Here is a 20169-nt window from a genome sequence, read left to right as displayed (position 1 = left end):
CAGCAATTCAGCCGGTCCTTCAGCAGTGTGAAATAATACAAAAATCGGGTTGCAGAACCATCTGTTTTTTACTTATTGTAGCTTCTATAATTGCAAATAGACAGGGTGAAATCAATACAGTCAGAGAGGATGTATACACAATGAGCATTAAGGGAGCACAAACTTCGGCCGCAGGCGGCAAGCACACGGCCGCTATCCGCGACGAATTCTGGGGGAGCTATATTAAGCTGGTGCAGGATGTAGTCATTCCCTATCAATATGAGGCGCTGCATGACCGGGTACCGGAAGCTGCGCCAAGCTATGCGATTGCCAATTTTGAAATCGCTGCCGGCAGAAAAAAGGGGCAATTCGGCGGTATGGTCTTCCAGGACAGCGACGTCGCCAAATGGCTGGAGGCTGTGGCCTATTCGCTTAAGCTTAAGCCGGATGCCGGCCTGGAGCAGCGGGCGGACGAAGTGATTGACCTGGTCGGGGAAGCGCAGCAGCCGGACGGATATCTGAATACGTATTTCACGATTAAAGAGCCGGGCAAACGCTGGACCAACCTGACCGATTGCCATGAATTGTACTGTGCCGGACATTTTATTGAAGCTGCAGTGGCTTATTACGAGGCAACGGGGAAGGACAAGCTGCTGAACATTATGCGCCGGATGGTCGATTATATTGATACTGTGTTCGGTCCGGAGGAAGGCAAGCTGAAGGGATATGACGGACATCAGGAAATCGAGCTGGCGCTGTTCAAGCTCTATAAGTTGACAGGTGAGGATAGATACTTAAAGCTGGGTGCATTCTTTATCAATCAGCGCGGCCAGAAACCGAATTTCCTGGTGGAAGAATGGAAACAGCGGGGCCAAGTCACCCATTGGACCGGACGGACAGAGCATATGGACCCGGCGTACAACCAGGCGCATGTACCGGTCCGCGAGCAAGAGGTCGCCGTCGGCCATTCGGTGCGCGCTGTCTATATGTATACGGCGATGGCTGACCTGGCGGCATTAACCGGGGATACAGCCTTACAAGAGGCCTGCGAGCGTCTGTGGAACAACATGACGGAGAAGCAGATGTATATTACAGGAGGGATCGGCTCCACCCACCATGGCGAAGCCTTCACCTTCGACTATGATCTCCCGAACGATACGGTCTATGCGGAGACCTGCGCATCGATCGGTCTGATTTTCTTCGCCCGGCGGATGCTGGAGCTGGCGCCTGAAGGGAGGTATGCCGATGTAATGGAGCGGGCGCTATTTAACAATGTGCTTGGTTCTATGGCTCAGGACGGCAAGCATTATTTCTACGTCAACCCGCTGGAAGTCTGGCCGCAGGCCTGCACTCATGATCCGGGCAAACATCATGTGAAGGCAGAGCGCCAGGGCTGGTTCGGCTGCGCCTGTTGTCCGCCGAATGTGGCTCGCCTGTTAACCTCGCTGGACGAGTATATCTATACCATCCATGGGGATACGCTCTATACCAACCTCTATATTGGCAGTGAGCTGCAAGCAACGCTGAGCGGGACGGATGTAGCCATCGAGCAGCACAGCAGCTTCCCTTGGGCAGGCAAAGTAACCCTACGGGTGAATCCGGAGCGGGCTGCGGAATTCGGCGTTGCCCTGCGCGTTCCTTCCTGGAGCGACGGTATACAGCTGCTGGTTAACGGGCAGCCGCTAAGGGATGAAGTGAGTGCCGGGCAGGGCTATCTGGTCATCCGCAGAACCTGGCAGCCCGGCGATGTGGTCGAAGTAGTCATCCCGATGCAGGCTCAGCGCATCTATGCACACCCGAATCTGCGCGAGGATGCGCAGAAGACAGCGATTCAGCGCGGTCCGCTGGTCTATTGCCTGGAGGAGGCAGACAACGGGGCGCCGCTGAGCTCCATTAGTCTGGCAGAGAACGGCGGTTTCACAGACCGCTTCGATGAAGGCCTGCTGGGAGGTACCGTAGTCCTGGAGGGCTCCGGCCTCTGCACTGATCCTCACAGCTGGGAAGGCGGGCTATACAGCCGCAAGAAGCCGCAGGCGCAGCCTGTTAAGATTACGGCCATTCCATACTACCTGTGGGGCAACCGCGGCGCCGGTGAAATGGCCGTTTGGGTGAAGGAAGGCCGGGCTTAATCCCAAGTAGAGTGTGAATATAAGAAAAGCAACCCGGAAGAACCGCCGCAGCGGACTTCCGGGTTGCTTTTTATTCAAGCGGATTAACCGAGTTCAACGACAACCTGATGCACGCCGCCGTCGCCTACCGGAGCGATGACATTGCCTTCTACGGCAGCGCCGTCGAGGGTCAGGCTGGCCACACCCTTGGAGACATGGTTCGGGTTCTTGATCTGGATGACATAAATGTCGCCGCGGAAGACGCGGGTGATCTCGAAGCCGTCCCATGCGGCAGGGATACAAGGATCAACCTTGAGGCCGCGGAAATCTGCCTGGATCCCCAGGATGGCTTGCGTAATGGCTACATAGTTCCAAGCCGCAGTGCCGGTCAGCCAGGAGTTCTTCGCTTCACCGTGACGTACGGCGTCTTTACCGGCGATCATCTGGGAGTAGACGTAAGGCTCCATGCGGTGCACTTCGCTGATGTCCTCCAGGTAAGCCGGAGCGATCTTCGAGTAGACTTCAAAGGCTCTGTCGCCATGGCCCAGAACGGTTTCGGCGATCATGATCCATGGGTTGTTGTGGCAGAAAATGCCGGCATTCTCTTTGTAACCCGGAGGGTACGTTGAGATTTCGCCCAGGTTCAGGTAGTACTTGGAGTAGGCAGGCTGCTGCAATACGATACCGTAATCCGTATCCAGATGCTCCTGAACAGAAGTCAGCGCCTTGGCGGCTTCTCCGCCTTCTACACCGATGCCGGCCATAACGCAGATGCCCTGCGGTTCGATGAAGATTTTGCCTTCTTCGTTTTCGTTACTGCCGATCTTGTCGCCATAGTGGTCGTAAGCACGCAGGAACCAGTCTCCGTCGAAGCCATGGGTCAGTGTAATTTCACGCATGTTGTCGATCTTCGCAACAGCGTCTGCAGCTACATCATCCAGCCCGCGCATGCGGCAGATTTCGGCATAGTCCGGTCCAACGAAGACGAACAAACCAGCGATGAACACGGATTCTGCTGTGCCACCTGCGATATTCTCAGTCGTCTGGAATGATTCACCCGGCACGGTGGAGAAGCAGTTCAGGTTGAGGCAGTCATTCCAGTCCGCGCGGCCGATCAGCGGCAGGCCGTGAGGTCCCAGATTGTTGGTGACATGCTCAAAGGAACGCTTCAGATGCTCGAACAGGGTTGCAGTATTGTCCGGATTGCTGTCGAACGGAACCTGCTCGTCAAGGATCGAAGTGTCTCCGGTTTCCTTAATGTAAGCAGCGGTACCAAGGATCAGCCAGAGCGGATCATCATTGAAGCCTGTGCCGACTTCGTTGTTGCCTTTTTTGGTGAGCGGCTGGTACTGGTGATATGCGCTGCCGTCTTCGAACTGGGTAGCGGCAATATCGAGAATACGCTCTCTGGCACGCTCAGGAATCTGGTGTACGAAACCGAGAAGGTCTTGGTTGGAATCGCGGAAGCCCATACCGCGGCCGATTCCGGATTCGAAGTAAGAAGCGGAACGGGACATGTTGAACGTAACCATACACTGATACGGGTTCCAGATGTTAACCATCCGGTTCAGCTTGTCGTCACCGCTCTGGATCTGGTATTTGGACAGCAGGTTATCCCAGTGTGCAGCCAGGACAGCCAGTGCAGCGTCAACTTGCTCGTCAGTTGCGAACTGTTCGATAACAGCCAGTGCCGGCTTTTTGTTGATGACGTTCAGGGCTTCCCATTTCTCTTCTTCCGGATTCTCGATATAGCCGAGAACGAAGATGAAGCTCTGTTCTTCGCCCGGTTCCAGTGTAATGTTCAGGGCATGGGAACCGATTGGCGACCAGCCGCTGGCCACAGAGTTACTTGCTTCGCCGGAAGCGACGACCTGCGGGTTATCCAGACCGTTGTACATACCTACGAAGGATTCGCGGTCGGTATCGAAGCCGTCAAGCGGCTTGTTTACAGAGTAGAAAGCGTAGTGGTTTCTGCGCTCGCGGTATTCTGTTTTGTGATAGATAACGGACTCCTTCACTTCAACCTCGCCGATGCTGAGATTGCGCTGGAAGTTGGTCATATCATCTTGTGCGTTCCACAGACAGAACTCGGCAAAAGAGAACAGCTTCACGGATTTCTTCACGTCTCCGGTGTTCTTGACCACCAGGCGGTGTACTTCGGCGTTGTGGCCCATAGGAACAAATGCCAGCTGGTTCACAGAGATTCCGTTCCGTTCACCGGTAATGGAAGTGTAGCCGAGGCCATGACGGCATTCATAGAAATCGAGATCACGCTTAACCGGCATCCAGCCCGGAGTCCAGAAATCGCCGTTGTCATACAGATAGTAGTAGCGTCCGCCTGTGTCCAGCGGAATATTGTTATACCGGTAACGGGTCAATCTTCTCATCCGGGCGTCCCGGTAGAAGGTATAACCGCCGGCAGTATTGGAAATAAGGCCGAAAAATTGCTCGTTGCCAAGGTAGTTGATCCACGGATAAGGTGTTTTTGGCGTGTTGATAACGTACTCTTTGCGAACGTCGTCAAAATGTCCGAATTTCATAAGAGAAAAGTCTCCTTTCAATTGTGAACGCGCGTTTATAGTGTTTAGCAAAATTCCCCCGGGGCCTGGGGGATTGCTTATTCGGGCTTGCTGTCCTGCGGCCTCGGCGGCCGGCAGGAATCCCGCTCAATAAGCCGGGCCGGAAAACTGATGGTGCTGAAGGTCGGCTGGCGTGAGTCGCACAGCTCGATCACTTTCTCCACGGCGGCCTTGGACATTTCGTAAATCGGCAGGCGTACGGAAGTCAGCTTCGGGTGAATGCGCGAGGCGAGCTGCACATCGTCGAAACCGGCGATGGAGATATCCTCCGGTACCGACACCCCATGCTCGGAGAACGCTTCCATGGCCGAAATAGCCATGTCGTCGTTGGCCGAGAAGAAGGCGGTCGGCAGTCGTTCGCCGGAAGAGAGCAGCCGTTTGACCTCTTCGTAAGCCGCTTCCTTAAGGAATTCGCCCTTCAGGATATAGCGTTCGTTCAGAGGCAAATGGTGCCGCTTCAGCGTATCTTCATATGCCGTATAGCGTTCCCTGCCGGAGTAAGTGTTCATCCGTCCGCAGATCATCCCGATCTCTTGGTGCCCCAAGCCAATCAGATACTCGATGGCCTCGACCGTACCGTCATAGTCCTTCGAGTTGACAATGGCCAGATGGTTGCGGTCCAGATGCTCGGCCATAATCTCTGCGATGTCATAATCGATCAGCACCAGCGGCGCATCGAGACCGACCATTTCGCGGACGATGTCGATATCCTTCTGGGTGCCGACAATAATGCCGCCGTCGATGCGTTTCTGCAGGAAGGCCTGCTTCACCTTCGGGAAATCGTCGGGAGAATAAACGGTATGAATCAGCACATAACAGCCGCGGGCGTTGGCCGTATCTACGACGGCGTCGACGAACGGGGCGAAGTAATTGTTCTGATAGATCCGAGTCGCATTCTCCTTCTCGTTCATGCTGACCGCAAACAGGCCGATGGTATCGGTCTTCTTGCCGGCCAGCGCCCGGGCGAAGCTGTTGGGCTCGTACTGGTGCTGTTCAATCACTTTAAGCACCTTCGTACGGGTCTCTTCCGGAACGTTCGGATAGTTATTGATCACACGGGATACCGTGCTGCGGGACACCCCGGCCAGTCTGGCGATATCTTCGCTGCGCATAAGGGCCCCCTTTCATAAACGCGCGTTTATGAGCCTATTGTAAAATAAAAATTCTCAGAAAGCAATTAGAATTTGGCTGAGAGACCATCTTAGCACCAAGCTGCTGCTAACCTTTGGAACGGACGAAAATAGGCAATGGGCGCGCTGTTTTTTCTCTTTTTACTGTACAAAATGTACGCTACAATGTGAACCAGGTTGTAATATGAAGGGAGAGCTGATTCGTGGGGTATATTGAAACGTTGCGTAAAGCTGTCGGCGATGCTCCGCTCATTCTGGTGAGGCCAAGTGTACTGTTATTCAATGATAAAGGCGAAGTGCTGCTGGTAAAACATTCAGACGGACAGTGGGGAATACCGGGCGGGCTGATGGAGTTGGGCGAATCGGCAGAAGCATGCGTGATCCGCGAGCTGGCCGAGGAAACAGGTATCACGGTCAGGAATCTCAAGCTTTACGGCGTGTATTCCGGCGAGGAGCTGCATGTAAAGCTGCGCAACGGGCACGAATACTATAACGTGGTCATTTGCTACGTTTCCACAGCATTTACCGGAGAGCCGGTCGCGGATGGCCGTGAAGTGCTGGAAGCCGGATTCTTTGGTCCAGAGCATCTGCCTGATCCTATAAATCCGTACATAAAGAGCAAAATGAAAGAATTCAACTTCAAGATAGCGGGGGACTGAACCTATGCTGTTTCAAAATATAGACCAGGACACACGGGATGCTGCGCTGTGCCTTTCAGGCACGCTGATCGTTTCCCGGGGCCGGAAGCATCTGCTGACCGCTCTGCCAGGATACTGCGCGGTGCTCCATAGCAGTGTGCAGGCGGCTATTTATTATAATATAGAAGGAGCGGAATGTGAGGTCGTCTCGCTCGACAGCCGTGCCGAGAATCTGGGTCTTGGCAGCAGCCTGATCCGGCTGGTACTGGAGGAAGCCGCCCGCTGCCATTGCTCCAGAGTGTGGCTTATCACCTCCAATGACAATAGCAGGGCGATCCGTTTCTACCAGAAGCGGGGCTTCGATATGGTGGCTGTCCACCGGAATGCAATTACGGAAGCCCGCGTGCTGAAGCCATCGATTCCGCTGCTCGGGTACGATGGGATACCGGTGAAGCATGAGGTGGAATTTGAATACAGGCTGCAGGGCCAATAGCCTTGCTGCCTGTTTTTTTTAATTTAAATATAAAAGTTTGTATAAGAATTCTCGCGAAGAAAGTGCATTGAAAGATCGGGCAGGCATGGTACTATGTTCATAGCTGATTATTGAGAATGATAATCAATTACAATGATGCATAGGAGTGAAGGCAACATGTTTAAACGGGGTCGTCAATGGATGATAGCAGCAGTACTGCTGCTGGCAATGGCTGCACTGGCAGCCTGCGGGACCGACGGGAATACGGCAAGCGAAGCGGATGCCGCGCAGACAGAGAATGCGGCGCAGCAGACAACGGGCAGCGGTAACGGCGCCGCAGAAGGAACGAATGAAGACCCTCCAGCTGAGGGAGCAATGCGCACTGTTACCGGTGAATTCGGCGAAGTGGAAATTCCTGCCCATCCGCAGCGGATTGCAGGTATCTATGTGGAAGACTATTTGAAGGCGCTTGAAGTGACACCCGTAGTGCAGTGGTATCATCCCAGCTGGGGTAAGCAGGATTATTTGGGCCTCGATGTTCCTGAGTTCGATATATCCGGAAGCATGGAGGCGCTCATTGCTGCGGACCCGGATCTGATTATCGTGGACGGTGGAGTCGATGCGGAGAAATATGAGCAATATGCGAAGGTTGCCCCGACCTACCGTCTGCCCGATAGCGTGCTTCAGGACTCGCGCCAGGTCCTTACGGCGATAGCTGATGCGCTTGGTATTCCTGAGAAGGCTGAATCGGTACTGGCTGATTACGATCAAAAGGTAGAAGAAGGCAAAGCCAAGCTGCAGGAGGCGGTTGGCCAGGAGAAGGTAGCTGTGATCCGGCTCAATGTAGCGGATAAATCCTTTGCACTCTTCGGTGTCAAGAACCGCTATACCGGTGTAATCTATGATCAATTTGGCTTGACCCCTGTGCCTATGGCTGCTGAGATGACTGAATATCAGCAGGTCATTTCGGAGGAGCTGATTCCCGAGCTGGAAGCGGACCGGATCATTATTTTCCCGGACAATGGCGCTTGGGAGACCGCGGAGAACCAGGAAGCGATCCGTATTCTGGATGACCCGCTATGGCAGAGCCTGCCGGCCGTGAAGAACGGGCATGTATACCGGATGGAGCGCTCCCACTGGCAATCCGGGGCAATTACAGCCAACTCGATGAAGCTGGACGATCTACTGGAAGCAATGGCTAAGTGAATATAGCGTTAAAAGGCAAAATGGAAGGCCCATCATATGGTTGATGGGCCTTCCATTTTGTTTTACACTATAACTAATGAAAATGATTCTCAATTGGGAGGCGGGAAGATGATCGAGTCTGCCGGAAACGGCGTTTCTCTTACAGATGCGCCATACTATAGCTTGAAGGAGGTTGAAGCCTTATCATGCCCGCCGGGTGAACGGATTCAATTGGCGGGTTCTGCCGGATTTACGCTGCTCATTCCTATGGAGGGGCAAGGCTGGGCTCAGACGGAACAGGAGCGGTGCGCCCTCGACAGGGGAAACGGCTGGCTGTTCGAGCCGGGGATGAGATACCGTATACAGGGGGGCACCGTTGGGCTTGTACTGTACCGACTCGAATTTACGGCAGTCCGCAGCGACTTTATGCAGAGCGGAGACTGGCCGGATATAGCGCCTCAGGAGGAACTGCTCCGGCCGGGACCGGTCTGCTGCCGTCCGGTCTCGCAGTGCCTGCTGATGCTGGAAGAGGTCGTCCAGAACCGTCAAGGCAGAGAGCCGGTCGAACGGTTTGCCGGCCAAGTCCGTTTTCAGGAGCTGCTGCTCCTGCTGATGCGCGCCAACCCTACCGCTGTGCCGGTCATTGATGAGCGGAAGGCGGTCCAGCATTCTATTCTCTATATGCAGGAGCATTATCCCGAGACGATTAGCGTTGAACTGCTTGCTGAGGTCGCGGGAATCGGACGAACCCGTTATTCTCAGCTGTTCAAAGAAGTTACCGGGCAGAACCCTTTGGAGTTTCTGAACCGTATGCGCATTGAAAGGGCACAGCAGCAGCTGCTGCTGACCGGGGACCGGCTGCATGAGATTGCGCTGTCTGTCGGATACAGCAACGAATACTATTTTAACCGGCGCTTTAAAGGAATGGTCGGTGTCACACCGGGACAATACCGGAGTATTCATCAGACAGGCACCAGGGTCTTTGCGCCCTTCCTGGAGGATTACCTGCTGGCGCTCGGCATCATACCGGTGGCACAGTATTGCCATCCTGACTGGGGGAAGCAGGACTATCTCCAGCTCCGGCAAGTGCCGACCATTGATATTTCGAGTGGCGATTGGCAGGAGCTGGCCCGGTATTCCCCTGAGCTGATTATGCTGGACGACGGGTTCCGGCGCTGGCATCTGGAGGAATGCAGCACTGTAGCCCCTCTGTTCAAGCTTCCGCACTATCAGGAAGATTGGCGGGCCACCCTTCGATCGGCGGCGGCAGTCTTCGGCCGGCCGGAGCGCGTCCGGGAGGTGATTGCGGAGTATGAGCATGAAGCCCGGCTGGCCAAGGGGCAGCTTAGCCGTTCTGTACGGCAGCAGACCGTGGCTTTCCTGCGGATATCCGCCGGCGGCATCGCCCTTTACGGCTGTGAACGGCTTGGATATACGGCCCCGGTGCTGCATCAGGATCTTGGGCTGACTCCGCATCCGCTCGTCCGCAGGCTGACGTCAGGCCAGAAGCGGGTTGCCCTGTCAGCAGAGGAATTATCCCAACTGCATGCCGACCATTTGTTTATTACCTTTGACAGGCTGGAGGGAGAGGGGCGGGAGCTGCTCGAGACCGAGCTCTGGCAAGCTCTGCCCGCCGTCCGGAGCGGCACCGTATATGAGGTGGATTTTATGGCCTGGATGAACTACGGTGTCCTCGCCCACCGGCGGAAGATAAGCGATGTGCTCCAGGTGCTGGCGTAGGTGACGGATATACATAGGACAATATATGTCCCAATCCGGGACTTGTTTTATGCGTTTAACTGTATTTTATGTATACTTGACTAGGCCAAAAGTTGTATAATAATTGCACGTTTACAACAAGAATAATAGCAGGCGGTGTTGTGTGTTGTCGTGGGAACCGGTAGGATTCATGTTTTTTTCTACCATTGAGACCTTCTCAATCTACTATTTAATTATGTGTTTATTCAGATTCAAGTGGCAGAGATATGCCTGGCATGCTCTATTTGTCATTCTGCTTAACAATCTGCAAAGCTATCTGCTCCGCAATGAGCTCGATATGGCCAATGTAGCCCCGCTGATTCTGATCATCATCTTCATCTTATTTTTTGCAGCGGTAGTGAGGATGCCGATATTACTTTCCGTAATCGCTACGATTTCCGGGTATGTCATTTTTGCCGTCATCCAGACGCTTATCCTTTTTGTGGTGTTCGGTTCACTTTCAGCCATCGAAACCAGCGCAGTGAAAGGGTATTTATTGCAGACTCTATCCGGAATTGTTGTGTATTCTGTATTCTGGTATGCTTACCGTAAAGGCAAAGGCTTCACCTTTGACATGGACAAGCTGAGGTTTCGGCTGGAGGATATTGTGCTGGCGGTATTGATAATCGGCTTCCTGCTGGGAATATCCATCCTGCTCTATTTCAAGGATATATGGCTTAATGCCGTATTCTTCCTGGCCATGTCCTCATTTATGCTCTATTATGCGACAAAGAAGGAAAAAGAAGATGCTTGAAGTCCTGGCGGGAAAGCTGGCGTCCAAAATTAAACAGACGGTTCCGGAGCATCCTGCCTCGCAGGCGGTGCTTCAGTTCGCAATCTCTGTACTTTTGAATGCGCTCCTGATTATACTGCTTACGTTAGCTATAACGGTATGGACCGGGAAGACGCCCGAAGCTGTTCAAATTTTGATTTCATTTGCGCTGCTGCGCCAGCTCTCCGGCGGGCTGCACCTAAAGTCCGGTATGGCCTGTGTTTTGTTTACAACGTCTTTATTTACGCTTCTGTCTCTGGTGCACGCGGGCCAGGCTTTAGTGCTGATGATGAATGGGATTAGTCTGCTGCTCGTTTTACTGCTTGCACCGGCGAATATTGAGCGGCAGACACGCATTCCCAAGCGGCATTACCCCAAACTAAAGCTGGCTGCCGCCATACTGGTTGCCCTGAATTTTGTCCTGGGTTCGCCAGTTGTTGCCGCCAGTTTTCTGGCACAATCCATTAGCCTGCTCTTGGTCAGGAAGGAGGGATGAACCGATGTTGAAGCTTATTCACCGTAAGGCTGTCAGCGGACTGGCAACCTTGTTGTCCGGGGTGGCTGTGCTTGTGGTTTCAGCTTCTGCCAGTGTACTCTACGTACATCAGCCGGAAGTTCCAGAGGAATTGCTTAAATAATACTGGAGTTGGTTAACATGAGCAGCATATCTGTCAGTAAAGACCCGGAAGGAACTACAGGGTTATTCACGCTGGATATTGCCGATATCAATTATATGGAGTTTGAAGGGTCCATGTACCGCATCCTTGTACAAACACGGGACGAGCTGTACTATACCGTTGGGACGCTGAAGTATTGGCTGACCGCTTTATCAGGCTCCGGACATAACTTTGTGCTTGCTGACCGCAATACATTAATTCATGTATCGAATATTGTGCAGATCGACAAGACGTTCAATGTTGCCTATTTCGGAGAGAATGCCGCCGGCGTCCAGCCGAAATGCTTTCTGTCGGAGAAGGGCTACAGACAGGTCAGCAAGACCATCAAATCCATTAATACGCCCACCAAGTTCATTGAACTCCCTCTGTGGTAATTCAATATCATTTATCGGGTAATCCTGTCATAACCGGCAGGGTTCTTTTTTTGCCTGATGATGGTAAGGTCTTCTTAACATGCACATAAGGAGCAACTTAACATGTTCAAAGAGAATCTGAAGAAGCTGCTGTTGGCGCTACGGCCGCTCATCTTTATATATACCGCAACCCTTGTTGTCCATGCGGTTACTTTTATTGTACAGGCTATGGAGTCTTTGGTGGTTAACTCGTATGATCTTGGATACGCAGTTGGTTCTTTTCTGGAAAAGGCCTTTTAAGAACCGGCGCCCGGCGTCGCCCAGGCACTAACTGAATTCATGCAGCAGCCCGAATCTGCCAGAGCGGCAAGTTCGGGCTGTTTCGTGTCAGAACGCTTTATTGTTTGGAAAAGGTGATTTTAAAGGAGACCTGGCTAACGCCGCTGGCCGGCTTCAAATCGACAACCAGCGAAGCACCAGGAGCGAGATAATTGTACAGTCCGCCAGAGAGGGTGGAACCGCTGATCGTACCAAGCGAGACGCTAGTCCCATTTGCATATCGCATCGAATAAGTGCCTTGCAGCTTGTTCTTGACCTGATCCGTGCCATTGTCGGTAGGGTTGACGTTGGTAATGCGGAAGATAGCAGTGCTTGTAACACCGGTTGTATTGGTGTACACAAAGGACGAGGAATCCCCGCTGTTCATACCATGCTGCAGAAAGTAATCGAGACGCGGAATCGTGAACGTTTGTGAAGCCGCAGAAGCAGAGGTAGCGATGCCAAAGGTGAACAGCAAGGCGAGAACCATAGCAATACCTTTTTTAATCATCATCCTTACACCTCCTGGATTGTAAGCGGTAACATCCGCTTCGTATCCACTATACTATCTCGTGTATAATGTGTAAATATATTACAATCAGAAAGAGAGAGTAAAGCAGAAGAAGCGAGATAAAGTTCACCTAATTTACTAAATTAGGCGTGAATTGAGTGTGTTAATCCAGAAGAAAGAAGGGTTCTGTATTAATGCAAGTTATTAATCCCGGATAAAGGAGTGTTCCCGTGGGCATTGCACTGGTGCTGGCAGTTTCTATATTATATCCGCTACTGATTACCTGGCTGTTCCGGTTCATTCAGCTCCACAAGCATCTCCGGTTGTACTGGATGCTGGTACCCCTGTGGATGGTTATAAGTGTCATCGGCCCGCTGTTGTATGCCTCTTTTCTAAGTCCGACGATGGAGCTGTCCCTGGAGACTATGCTTGATTACTCGGTCAAAACCGGGTGGTTTGGCTTCCTGGTGATCCCTTCACTGGTGACAAGTCTCGTCTGTACGGTGTACGGTTATATGGAATTAAGCCGGTTGTCTATCGGAATGATGTCCGCTGTGGTTATTCTGGGGCTGGCGGGGTTTCTGGGGTCAGGCAGCCTGATGAACCGGTGGATGTATGAGCCGGCTGCTAAGCGGGAGCCTATTGCAGCTGATGAGATTACCAGAGCAGGAATGTGGATTTACGGCAAAACGGCAGGCGGAGCGGACTGGTATGTTGAGTTAAATAATCAGGAGGCGGAGCAGGTCGTTTCAATGTTCAACTCAGTTCCGGAAAGCAGTATGACAGAGGTGGCCGATGTGGAGCACGAGCTGGCTGCTGAGATTAGCATAGACTTGTTATCAAGTAAGCATTTGTCCATCCAAATGCAAGTTGATCGCAGAAATCTTTATATTGAGATCGAGAACAAACGGAGCCAGCAGAAGTACACTGTGGTTTCTCCGGAGTTCGGGCGGTTCTTGGAGGACAAAATTGGGGCGTCACGGTGAAATGAGGCAGTGAAGTATGAGGTAACGGATAAAGCCAACCCGGGGGTTGGCTTTTGTCAAAATTTGAACTATGCAATGAGGGTGGAAAACGATAGAAACGGATAAGAAGTTATTCAATATTAAATGTTGCTTTTCACAAATACATCATATTGTGTAGAGACTCCATTATAAGATACGTTAATTACAGCCTGACCTGGCTTCATTCCTGTAACAACTGGAGATTTAACATGTATTATGTTATCGGCATTGTAAACTACTGTAACAATACTATTATTAAAGGCATAGTATTCGCCAACGCGCAGAGTTAAAGTTTGCCGTGCCTGTGGAGATATAGAGTCTGTAGTAACAGGTGATGGACTGTAAGATGATGCGGCTAATGCAGAAGAAGCTACAGAAAAAACAGCAAATACAGACAAAGCACAGACAAGGAATTTCTTTTTCATCGATAACATCCTTTCATATGGGATATTCCTATTATATTACATAATATGGAAGGTGTAAACAATTGCAGGGCAGATCAGGGGTGAAATAATGATGATAATAAAACACAAGAATATATTGCGGGGAGATGTCAAATTGTAAGAACAGACGATAAATACACGGCCAATTTATTCGGCCAATTGAATTATGGCAGACAAAAAGTCCGATATACGGATTATGATGCTTTAAGAAATGCACTAATTGAATTAAAGGAGTCAGCAAAAGAACAAAATAGATCAGTTGCTCTTCCCTGGATGATTGGCTGTGGATTGGCTAATGGGGATTGGGATATTGTCCACTTCATTATCAATGATGTTTTTAAGGAGTATGAGGTTAGTTTGTACAAATTGAGATGAGAAGAAATGGATATGTGCAACGTTGGGAGTGATGGTTGGTGAGAACAGGATTGGAACACATCTTTAACAACTTTAAACGCAATGCGGCTGTTATTGATTTTCGAATCTTAATAAAATTTCCTTATATGCGGCGCGCTGCTCAGTGCTCCATGCTCTCGGTAGTACATCAAAACTCTCAAGAGAGGGAACTGCACTGGAATTCTTTTATTACTGGGATAGTGAAGTTTTTAAAGACATGCCAGGATTGCGCGAGAAAATACTTTCTGGGCAGGTAGTTGCGCTTGATATCCATGATTTGGTCCGTGCCTTTAAAAAATCAATATGTAATTTTGAGAATGATACATTGCAAAGCCCTGACTTATATAAGAATGTGTACGATAGAGGTTTAAAGGTGTTCTATGGTCACAAAATATAAAATTCACTTTTAAATGTGGCTTAAAATAATATCCAGTAAAATTGAGAGCTGTGTCGCTGAAAAGCAGCAGTCATAGAATAAAAATGAATTCTTTGACCGCTGCTGTATTTTTTGCTTAAATTATCCTCCATAAGCTACGGCAGTGAACACAATGGGACCCGTTACCACAAATGAGGAATTACGGGTTGGATCAATGTTTTCTACAGCAAGCTGATAATTCTGGACACCAAGCGGCGCACCGTCCACCGTCAAAACATTGAGAACCTGAGTATCAGAAAGTACTTTCAAAAGAAATATTGCGCTGTATATTTCTGTCCCGGCTCTCAAAATTCGAACTTTAATTTGAGGCGAAGCGTTAATTCCTCCAGTTACGACAAATAGTCCAATGCTCCCTTTTATTTCTACTCTATTAGAGTAAGAGGCCGGGTTAGCTGGATCAATGTAAACAGATGTAGTAGCCAGCTCTGCTCCTCCGATAATGGGTAAACCTCCGCCCCCAGGCGGAATGGGGGAAATTACTGTTGAGCCATAATTAATAATTGTCGTCATTTCCTACCACCTTTCCTATTTATAACACATACTATGAGTGTTTTTTAAAAAGAGAGTGGTTTATTTCATTAGTAGATGAGTACAATTTGAATATCCGGCAGATGCGGTCTTTTTTAATGCGAAAGATTTCCGTCCCCAAACTATATTGATCAGAGTTGTAAGTTGGATTTAAAGAAGCGCAGAAAAAAGAAAACCCCCTTATAAAATAAGGGGGTTTTCGGGGTGTTACTGTATAGGACGGATGGGGTTCGAACCCATGACCCCTACCCTGTCAAGATAGTGCTCTCCCGCTGAGCTACCGTCCTGCAACAAAAAATATAATATCACAGAAGTTTAGATCATGGCAAGCACTTTTTTTCATCATCTAGCGGACTGGTTCTTAAGGGAGAAATATCATTTCCATAAACAACCATTACATTTATTCTGGAATCAATCTGCAGGTTGATGGGGGAGTGTAGTATAATGCCGGTGATCTTTAATGAAGAGAATGTATCTTTTAAAGTGAGACAATCGCCAGTTCCCGAGTTTTCCTGGCACACGACAGAGAAGCTGTCGGAGTTGTACGGATCGCAGCATCTGATCTTCCACATCCGTTCGCTGGACCCGGGGAAGTATTCGTATCCTTACCATTTTCACCGTAATGCCGAAGAGATGTTTGTTATCCTATCCGGGAAAGCCTTGCTGCGGACACCGGAGGGGCTCCAGGAGGTGAAGGCGGGCGATACGGTTTTCTTTGAGACGGGGCCGGGCGGAGCGCATCAGTTGTTCAACCATACGGAGCTGCCTTGCACCTACCTGGACTTGCGGACGAACAACGGGCTTGATGTTGCCGAGTATCCCGACTCCGGTAAAATTAACATTTTGCCCTATGAAGAGGTATACCAGGCGGAGGGCAGGGTCGATTATTATTTAGGCGAAACAGAGACGGCAGAGATTTGGAGACGGCTGTTAGAGGAGGAATAAGGGAATGGAAGTGCAAACTTATAAATCCGGCTGACACGCTAACCTACCCTTTGATTTATCCGGTGCTGCTGTCCCGGGTGGCCGGGTTTATGGCGGAGAAGCGGCAAGAAGTCATGACGGGCAAAAAATAAGAGCTTAGAGCGGAGTGCCGCAGGCCCCGAAAGCTATAGGACGGGCTTAGCGGCGCTGTATTTTTCCGGCCCAGGATTTCAGACTCTCCAAGAAAGAAACACCATGACGAATCATCTCCAAGGCACTGTCTGTAGAGGTTTGGCTTGGATAGTAACGCAAGGCCTCTTCGTAAAAATAGACGGCGTGCTGCTTGATCTCCTTGTTCGGCAGTAATTCGATAACCTCCTGTTTCGGCAGGCGCCAGATTTGCAAGGCGTCTGCATGCATCACCGTCACTGCATGATACATAAGCGGTGATATTTCTGTACATAAAAGACGGATGATCCGGGTCAGCCGTTCTCTTCCGTGATCCAGCAGGGTGTTAAGATATTTCGGGACAGCGGCGACGCTGCCGAGTGCTTCATGTGCTTGCCGGTGCAGCTGCTCGTTTGTCGCTTCGGCGACAGGCAGCCTGCCGGCAAGCAGCCGGTACGCGCCGGGGACCGGGCCGACACGAAGCTTGGGCTGAAGCACGCTCAGCGAATCGCATTGAATGTAACCGAACGGTTCAATGCTGATGCCTGCAAGGTCACGCTGCAGGGCCAGAACCATTTCAAGCGGGAGCATGCCGTCCTTGTTGAAGATCTCATCCTGCAGATAAAGCTTGAAATCGATGTCGCTGCAGCCAGGAATGATCCCGCCTTTCAGGGCAGAGCCGTGGACGATCAGCCCCGCAAAATGATCAGCCGCATGCTTAATATAGATCTTCGCGGCTGCTTCGATGATACGGCTGGCTGCCTGCGGTACGGGAAGCAAATCCATGGCTGCGCTCACCTTCCTTTCAATAGTAGCTTTTCAATACAGCATTAGAGATCGTTTATATGATCTGCTCCTGCAGTCTATCCGTCTCTTCTGCAATCTGCTGCGGGTCGATACGCTCAAACAGCCGTTTAGGCTCTCCGACATAGACTCCGGCAGGGACGGAAACGGGATGCCATACCGGTTCGCCAAGGGCAAGGAATGAGCGGATATCCGCACAGGAGAACGGAATAAAGGGATTTAGCAGCTGGGCAAGATTGGCGATGATCTGCACACAGTTATACAAGGTATTGCCGCAAGCCGCGCGGTCTTCCTTGATTTGCAGCCAGGGCTTGCGCTCATCGAAATATTTATTGCTCTTGCGGATATAGTTAAAGACGTAATCCAGCGCCTCTTTGAAGCGCCCGGCTTCAATTCTCCGGCCCGTCTCCGTGTACAGAGCCGTGATGGATTCGCTCCATTCTGCTTCAAGCATACCATCCGGCACGGACTCTTCATAGGCTTTGTGGATGAACACCAGTGTACGGTTCACAAAATTGCCGAATGCGCCCAGCAGCTCCCCGTTATGACTGTGGATGAACTCACGCCAGGAGAAATCGGTGTCCCGTTTCTCAGGTCCGTTGGCAATGAGGAAATAACGGATGGAGTCCGGCTGATAACGGCTGAGAATGTCCGGCAGCCATACCGCCCAGTTGCGGCTGGTGGAGAATTTGCGGCCTTCCAGTGTCATGTATTCACAAGACAGCAGCCGGTCGGGAAGATGCAATCCGCCAGCGCCCAGCAGAATGCCCGGCCAGATCAGACTGTGGAACGGCACATTGTCTTTGCCATGCACATAATAGGCGGTGATTTCATCCGCATGTTCCTGCGGCGCGCCCGGGTCCAGCCAGAAATCCTCCCAGCATCCGCCGGTCAAGGCCGCCCACTCCTTGCTGGCCGATAAATAGCCGCTGACGGCTTCAATCCAGACGTAGATAATTTTGTCTTCAAAGCCCGGAGCCGGCACGGCAACGCCCCAATCCAGGTCACGGGTTGCCGCCCGGTCCTGCAGCCCTTCTTCCAGATAGCGGCGGGTTAACTGCAAGGCATTCTCCCGCCAGCCGTACGCACCATCCACATAATCCGTCAGTCGTTCCTGAAAGCCGGACAACGCGAAATACAGATGCTTCGCCGGGCGCAGCGCCGGCTCTCTGCCGCATAGCTTACAGGTGCGCTCAAGCAGATCGGACGGGTCAAGCAGCGCAGAACAGGCATCGCATTGATCGCCGCGGGCCTGGGCACCGCAGACCGGACAGATTCCTTCCACATAGCGGTCCGGCAGAAAACGGCGGTCCTGTTCGCAATAACACTGCAGTACCGTTCGCTCGTACAGGTGCCCGTTGTCCAGCAACTGCAGGAACAGCTCCCGCACGGCAGAATGATGCTGCGGCTGATCAGTCCGGGTGTACAGATCAAAGGTGAAGCCCAGGCGGGTGAAATTATCCTTGAATTCGCGGTGATAACGTCCGGCGAAGTCGCCGGGCGCAACGCCTTCATTGGCGGCCTGTACGGCGACGGGAGTCCCATGGCAGTCGCTCCCGGATACGTACAGCACCCGGTCCCCCTTGGCCCGGTGATAACGGGCGAGAATGTCGCCAGGCAGGATACTGGCCACCCGCCCCAGATGCAGGGAGCCGTTGGCATAAGGCCAGGCTCCGCCGATAAAAATGTTAGCCATACTTGTTCTCCTCCTCGAAATGGATAAATATTAAGCTGCAAACCAAAAAGGCCCCCGTCCCCTAAGGGACGAGAGCCTTCAGCCCGCGTGTTACCACCCAACTTCATCCATGCCTTGCGGCCTGGACCTCTTCAGGTACGCCGGAGAATCCGGTTATACCCTAGCACGATAACGGGTGCGTTCCGGCGCAGCCTACGGCCCAATAAGGGTTCGGTGCGCGGCTCGGAGACCATATTCCCGTGGATTCTCTTTGCTCCTTCTCAGCTGCCGGAGCTCTCTGTGTAAGATTGGCCAAGGTACTCTTTCTCTTCATAGCATTTCGGGTTATTAGTTACAGGTATCTTACTGGAATAAACAGGAACTAGTCAAGCGGAATTTATGCACTTCCGGAAACAGTTTCAGTGCACATGGTTATCCTCTGCGTAAACCGTCAAAGCTGTTGGAGTATGGACAGAATCAGTTGAAACAGGAGGGATGACGATGCGCAGCAAGTGGGCTGCCGGAATTGCCGGCATGCTGCTGCTGGCCACAGCGGGATGCACGGAGCGGGATATGACGCCGGAAGAAATCGAAGCTTACCGCGTGCGGCCGATGCAGAGCTGGCCTGGCGGTTCGGAGGGGGATTTGGCCCCGGTTATGCGTGACGTATATGACCGCTCCATTCCGGCGGAGGTCTATTCGGCGGAATAGCGCAGGCTCCGGGCGGCTTAGACGCCCTATACAGAGCAGTTTTTTTTCTGTATAATAGGTCAACTATCGCATAGATGGCAGACAGAGAGGAGTCCGGAGACTATGGCCGCAGAAATTGTACATGTAACTTCAGAGGAGCAGCTTGGACAGGCGCTGAAGATCCGCAAGGAAGTATTTGTTGAAGAACAGAAGGTGCCGGCGGAAGAAGAAATCGACGAGTATGACGTTGTAGGCGCCAATGCGCATCATATTCTGATTCTCGATGAAGGGCAGGCTGTCGCCACGGGCAGGCTGATCTATTATAAAGCAGGAACTGCCAAGATGCAGCGGATAGCTGTACTGAAGGCATACCGCAGCAAGGGCTATGGCCGCATTCTGCTGCTGGCGATGGAAGAACTGGCCCGCGAGCTGGGGCTTGCCTCATCGATTCTGGACGCCCAGTGCCAGGCCGAGGACTTCTACGCGAAGCTGGGCTATGATGTCATATCCAGCGAACCTTTCTATGACGCAGGCATCCTGCATGTCCGGATGGAGAAGGCGCTGTCGTAGCCGGTTACATATCCTTTTTACTCGGGGACACACTAACATTTGGCCGTTAGACGG

At 51.6% G+C, this 20169-nt stretch carries 21 protein-coding genes and 1 tRNA gene; 14 read left to right on the top strand and 8 right to left on the bottom strand.

What is annotated here, in order from left to right; all coding sequences use genetic code 11:
- The first annotated feature begins 140 nt into the window (after window positions 1-140).
- A complete protein-coding gene (locus F1381_RS10655; protein ID WP_151734827.1) occupies window positions 141-2108 on the top strand; it encodes a glycoside hydrolase family 127 protein in 1968 nt (655 codons plus the stop codon).
- A gap of 83 nt (window positions 2109-2191) precedes the next feature.
- Here F1381_RS10655 and F1381_RS10650 read toward each other — a convergent pair whose 3' ends face one another.
- Together F1381_RS10650 and F1381_RS10645 are read right to left on the bottom strand one after the other, a co-directional pair.
- On the bottom strand, window positions 2192-4627 hold the full coding sequence (locus F1381_RS10650) for a glycoside hydrolase family 94 protein (protein ID WP_151734826.1): 2436 nt from the start codon (window positions 4625-4627) through the stop codon (window positions 2192-2194).
- Between the two features lie 77 nt (window positions 4628-4704).
- Window positions 4705-5778 carry a LacI family DNA-binding transcriptional regulator gene (locus tag F1381_RS10645; RefSeq protein ID WP_151734825.1) on the bottom strand — a complete coding sequence of 358 codons (1074 nt, stop codon included), beginning with the start codon at window positions 5776-5778 and terminating at the stop codon, window positions 4705-4707.
- 221 nt (window positions 5779-5999) lie between these two features.
- Between F1381_RS10645 and F1381_RS10640 the strand changes: the two genes are divergently transcribed.
- The 9 genes from F1381_RS10640 (at window position 6000) to F1381_RS28220 (ending at window position 11951) form a co-directional block, all read left to right on the top strand.
- Entirely contained in the window at window positions 6000-6455 is a 456-nt protein-coding gene (locus F1381_RS10640) for an NUDIX hydrolase (protein ID WP_151734824.1), read from the top strand.
- 4 nt (window positions 6456-6459) lie between these two features.
- Window positions 6460-6927: a GNAT family N-acetyltransferase gene (locus tag F1381_RS10635; protein WP_151734823.1), complete on the top strand. Its 468-nt coding sequence runs from the start codon at window positions 6460-6462 to the stop codon at window positions 6925-6927.
- A gap of 156 nt (window positions 6928-7083) precedes the next feature.
- The gene (locus tag F1381_RS10630; RefSeq protein WP_151734822.1) at window positions 7084-8112 is read left to right on the top strand and encodes an ABC transporter substrate-binding protein; all 1029 of its coding nucleotides are present in this window, start codon (window positions 7084-7086) and stop codon (window positions 8110-8112) included.
- Between the two features lie 108 nt (window positions 8113-8220).
- Window positions 8221-9831, top strand: a complete 1611-nt coding sequence (locus tag F1381_RS10625; RefSeq protein ID WP_151734821.1) for an AraC family transcriptional regulator — start codon at window positions 8221-8223, stop codon at window positions 9829-9831.
- A gap of 214 nt (window positions 9832-10045) precedes the next feature.
- A complete protein-coding gene (locus F1381_RS10620; RefSeq protein ID WP_187355287.1) occupies window positions 10046-10603 on the top strand; it encodes a hypothetical protein in 558 nt (185 codons plus the stop codon).
- On the top strand, window positions 10596-11117 hold the full coding sequence (locus F1381_RS10615; RefSeq protein WP_151734819.1) for an accessory gene regulator B family protein: 522 nt from the start codon (window positions 10596-10598) through the stop codon (window positions 11115-11117). The genes F1381_RS10620 and F1381_RS10615 overlap by 8 nt, the downstream gene beginning before the upstream one ends.
- A gap of 4 nt (window positions 11118-11121) precedes the next feature.
- Window positions 11122-11259, top strand: coding sequence for a cyclic lactone autoinducer peptide (locus F1381_RS10610; protein WP_151734818.1), 138 nt, complete (start codon window positions 11122-11124; stop codon window positions 11257-11259).
- Window positions 11260-11276: 17 nt separating this feature from the next.
- Window positions 11277-11672, top strand: coding sequence for a LytTR family transcriptional regulator DNA-binding domain-containing protein (locus tag F1381_RS10605; protein WP_151734817.1), 396 nt, complete (start codon window positions 11277-11279; stop codon window positions 11670-11672).
- Between the two features lie 102 nt (window positions 11673-11774).
- On the top strand, window positions 11775-11951 hold the full coding sequence (locus F1381_RS28220) for a hypothetical protein (RefSeq protein ID WP_187355286.1): 177 nt from the start codon (window positions 11775-11777) through the stop codon (window positions 11949-11951).
- Window positions 11952-12048: 97 nt separating this feature from the next.
- Here the strand turns inward: F1381_RS28220 and F1381_RS10600 are convergent, their stop codons facing one another.
- Window positions 12049-12483, bottom strand: a complete 435-nt coding sequence (locus F1381_RS10600; RefSeq protein ID WP_151734816.1) for a hypothetical protein — start codon at window positions 12481-12483, stop codon at window positions 12049-12051.
- A 227-nt stretch (window positions 12484-12710) separates the two neighbouring features.
- On the opposite strand from F1381_RS10600, the gene F1381_RS10595 reads away from it, so the two are divergent.
- The gene (locus F1381_RS10595; protein WP_151734815.1) at window positions 12711-13466 is read left to right on the top strand and encodes a hypothetical protein; all 756 of its coding nucleotides are present in this window, start codon (window positions 12711-12713) and stop codon (window positions 13464-13466) included.
- A gap of 119 nt (window positions 13467-13585) precedes the next feature.
- On the opposite strand, the gene F1381_RS10590 is transcribed toward F1381_RS10595, so the two are convergent.
- The 3 genes from F1381_RS10590 to F1381_RS10580 all read right to left on the bottom strand — a co-directional run bounded on the left by F1381_RS10590 (window position 13586) and on the right by F1381_RS10580 (window position 15571).
- A complete protein-coding gene (locus F1381_RS10590; RefSeq protein WP_151734814.1) occupies window positions 13586-13909 on the bottom strand; it encodes a hypothetical protein in 324 nt (107 codons plus the stop codon).
- A gap of 928 nt (window positions 13910-14837) precedes the next feature.
- Complete coding sequence (locus tag F1381_RS10585; RefSeq protein WP_151734813.1) at window positions 14838-15266, bottom strand: hypothetical protein; 429 nt, start codon at window positions 15264-15266, stop codon at window positions 14838-14840.
- A gap of 233 nt (window positions 15267-15499) precedes the next feature.
- A tRNA-Val gene (locus F1381_RS10580) sits at window positions 15500-15571 on the bottom strand.
- Between the two features lie 157 nt (window positions 15572-15728).
- Here F1381_RS10580 and F1381_RS10575 point away from each other — a divergent pair.
- Window positions 15729-16229, top strand: coding sequence for a cupin domain-containing protein (locus F1381_RS10575; protein ID WP_187355285.1), 501 nt, complete (start codon window positions 15729-15731; stop codon window positions 16227-16229).
- Window positions 16230-16406: 177 nt separating this feature from the next.
- Here F1381_RS10575 and F1381_RS10570 read toward each other — a convergent pair whose 3' ends face one another.
- Window positions 16407-17162: a hypothetical protein gene (locus tag F1381_RS10570; RefSeq protein WP_151734811.1), complete on the bottom strand. Its 756-nt coding sequence runs from the start codon at window positions 17160-17162 to the stop codon at window positions 16407-16409.
- Window positions 17163-17217: 55 nt separating this feature from the next.
- On the bottom strand, window positions 17218-18876 hold the full coding sequence (metG, locus tag F1381_RS10565) for a methionine--tRNA ligase (protein ID WP_151734810.1): 1659 nt from the start codon (window positions 18874-18876) through the stop codon (window positions 17218-17220).
- Between the two features lie 480 nt (window positions 18877-19356).
- On the opposite strand from metG, the gene F1381_RS10560 reads away from it, so the two are divergent.
- Window positions 19357-19566 (top strand): hypothetical protein, encoded by a 210-nt coding sequence (locus F1381_RS10560; RefSeq protein ID WP_151734809.1) that lies wholly within the window; start codon window positions 19357-19359, stop codon window positions 19564-19566.
- A gap of 102 nt (window positions 19567-19668) precedes the next feature.
- Window positions 19669-20115, top strand: coding sequence for a GNAT family N-acetyltransferase (locus F1381_RS10555; RefSeq protein ID WP_151734808.1), 447 nt, complete (start codon window positions 19669-19671; stop codon window positions 20113-20115).
- The last annotated feature ends 54 nt before the right edge of the window (window positions 20116-20169 follow it).

The sequence above is a fragment of the Paenibacillus tengchongensis genome (assembly GCF_008973665.1).
GTDB lineage: Bacteria > Bacillota > Bacilli > Paenibacillales > Paenibacillaceae > Paenibacillus_AQ > Paenibacillus_AQ tengchongensis.
Note: the sequence above shows the minus strand (reverse complement) of the source record. Positions and strands in the feature narration are given on the sequence as shown.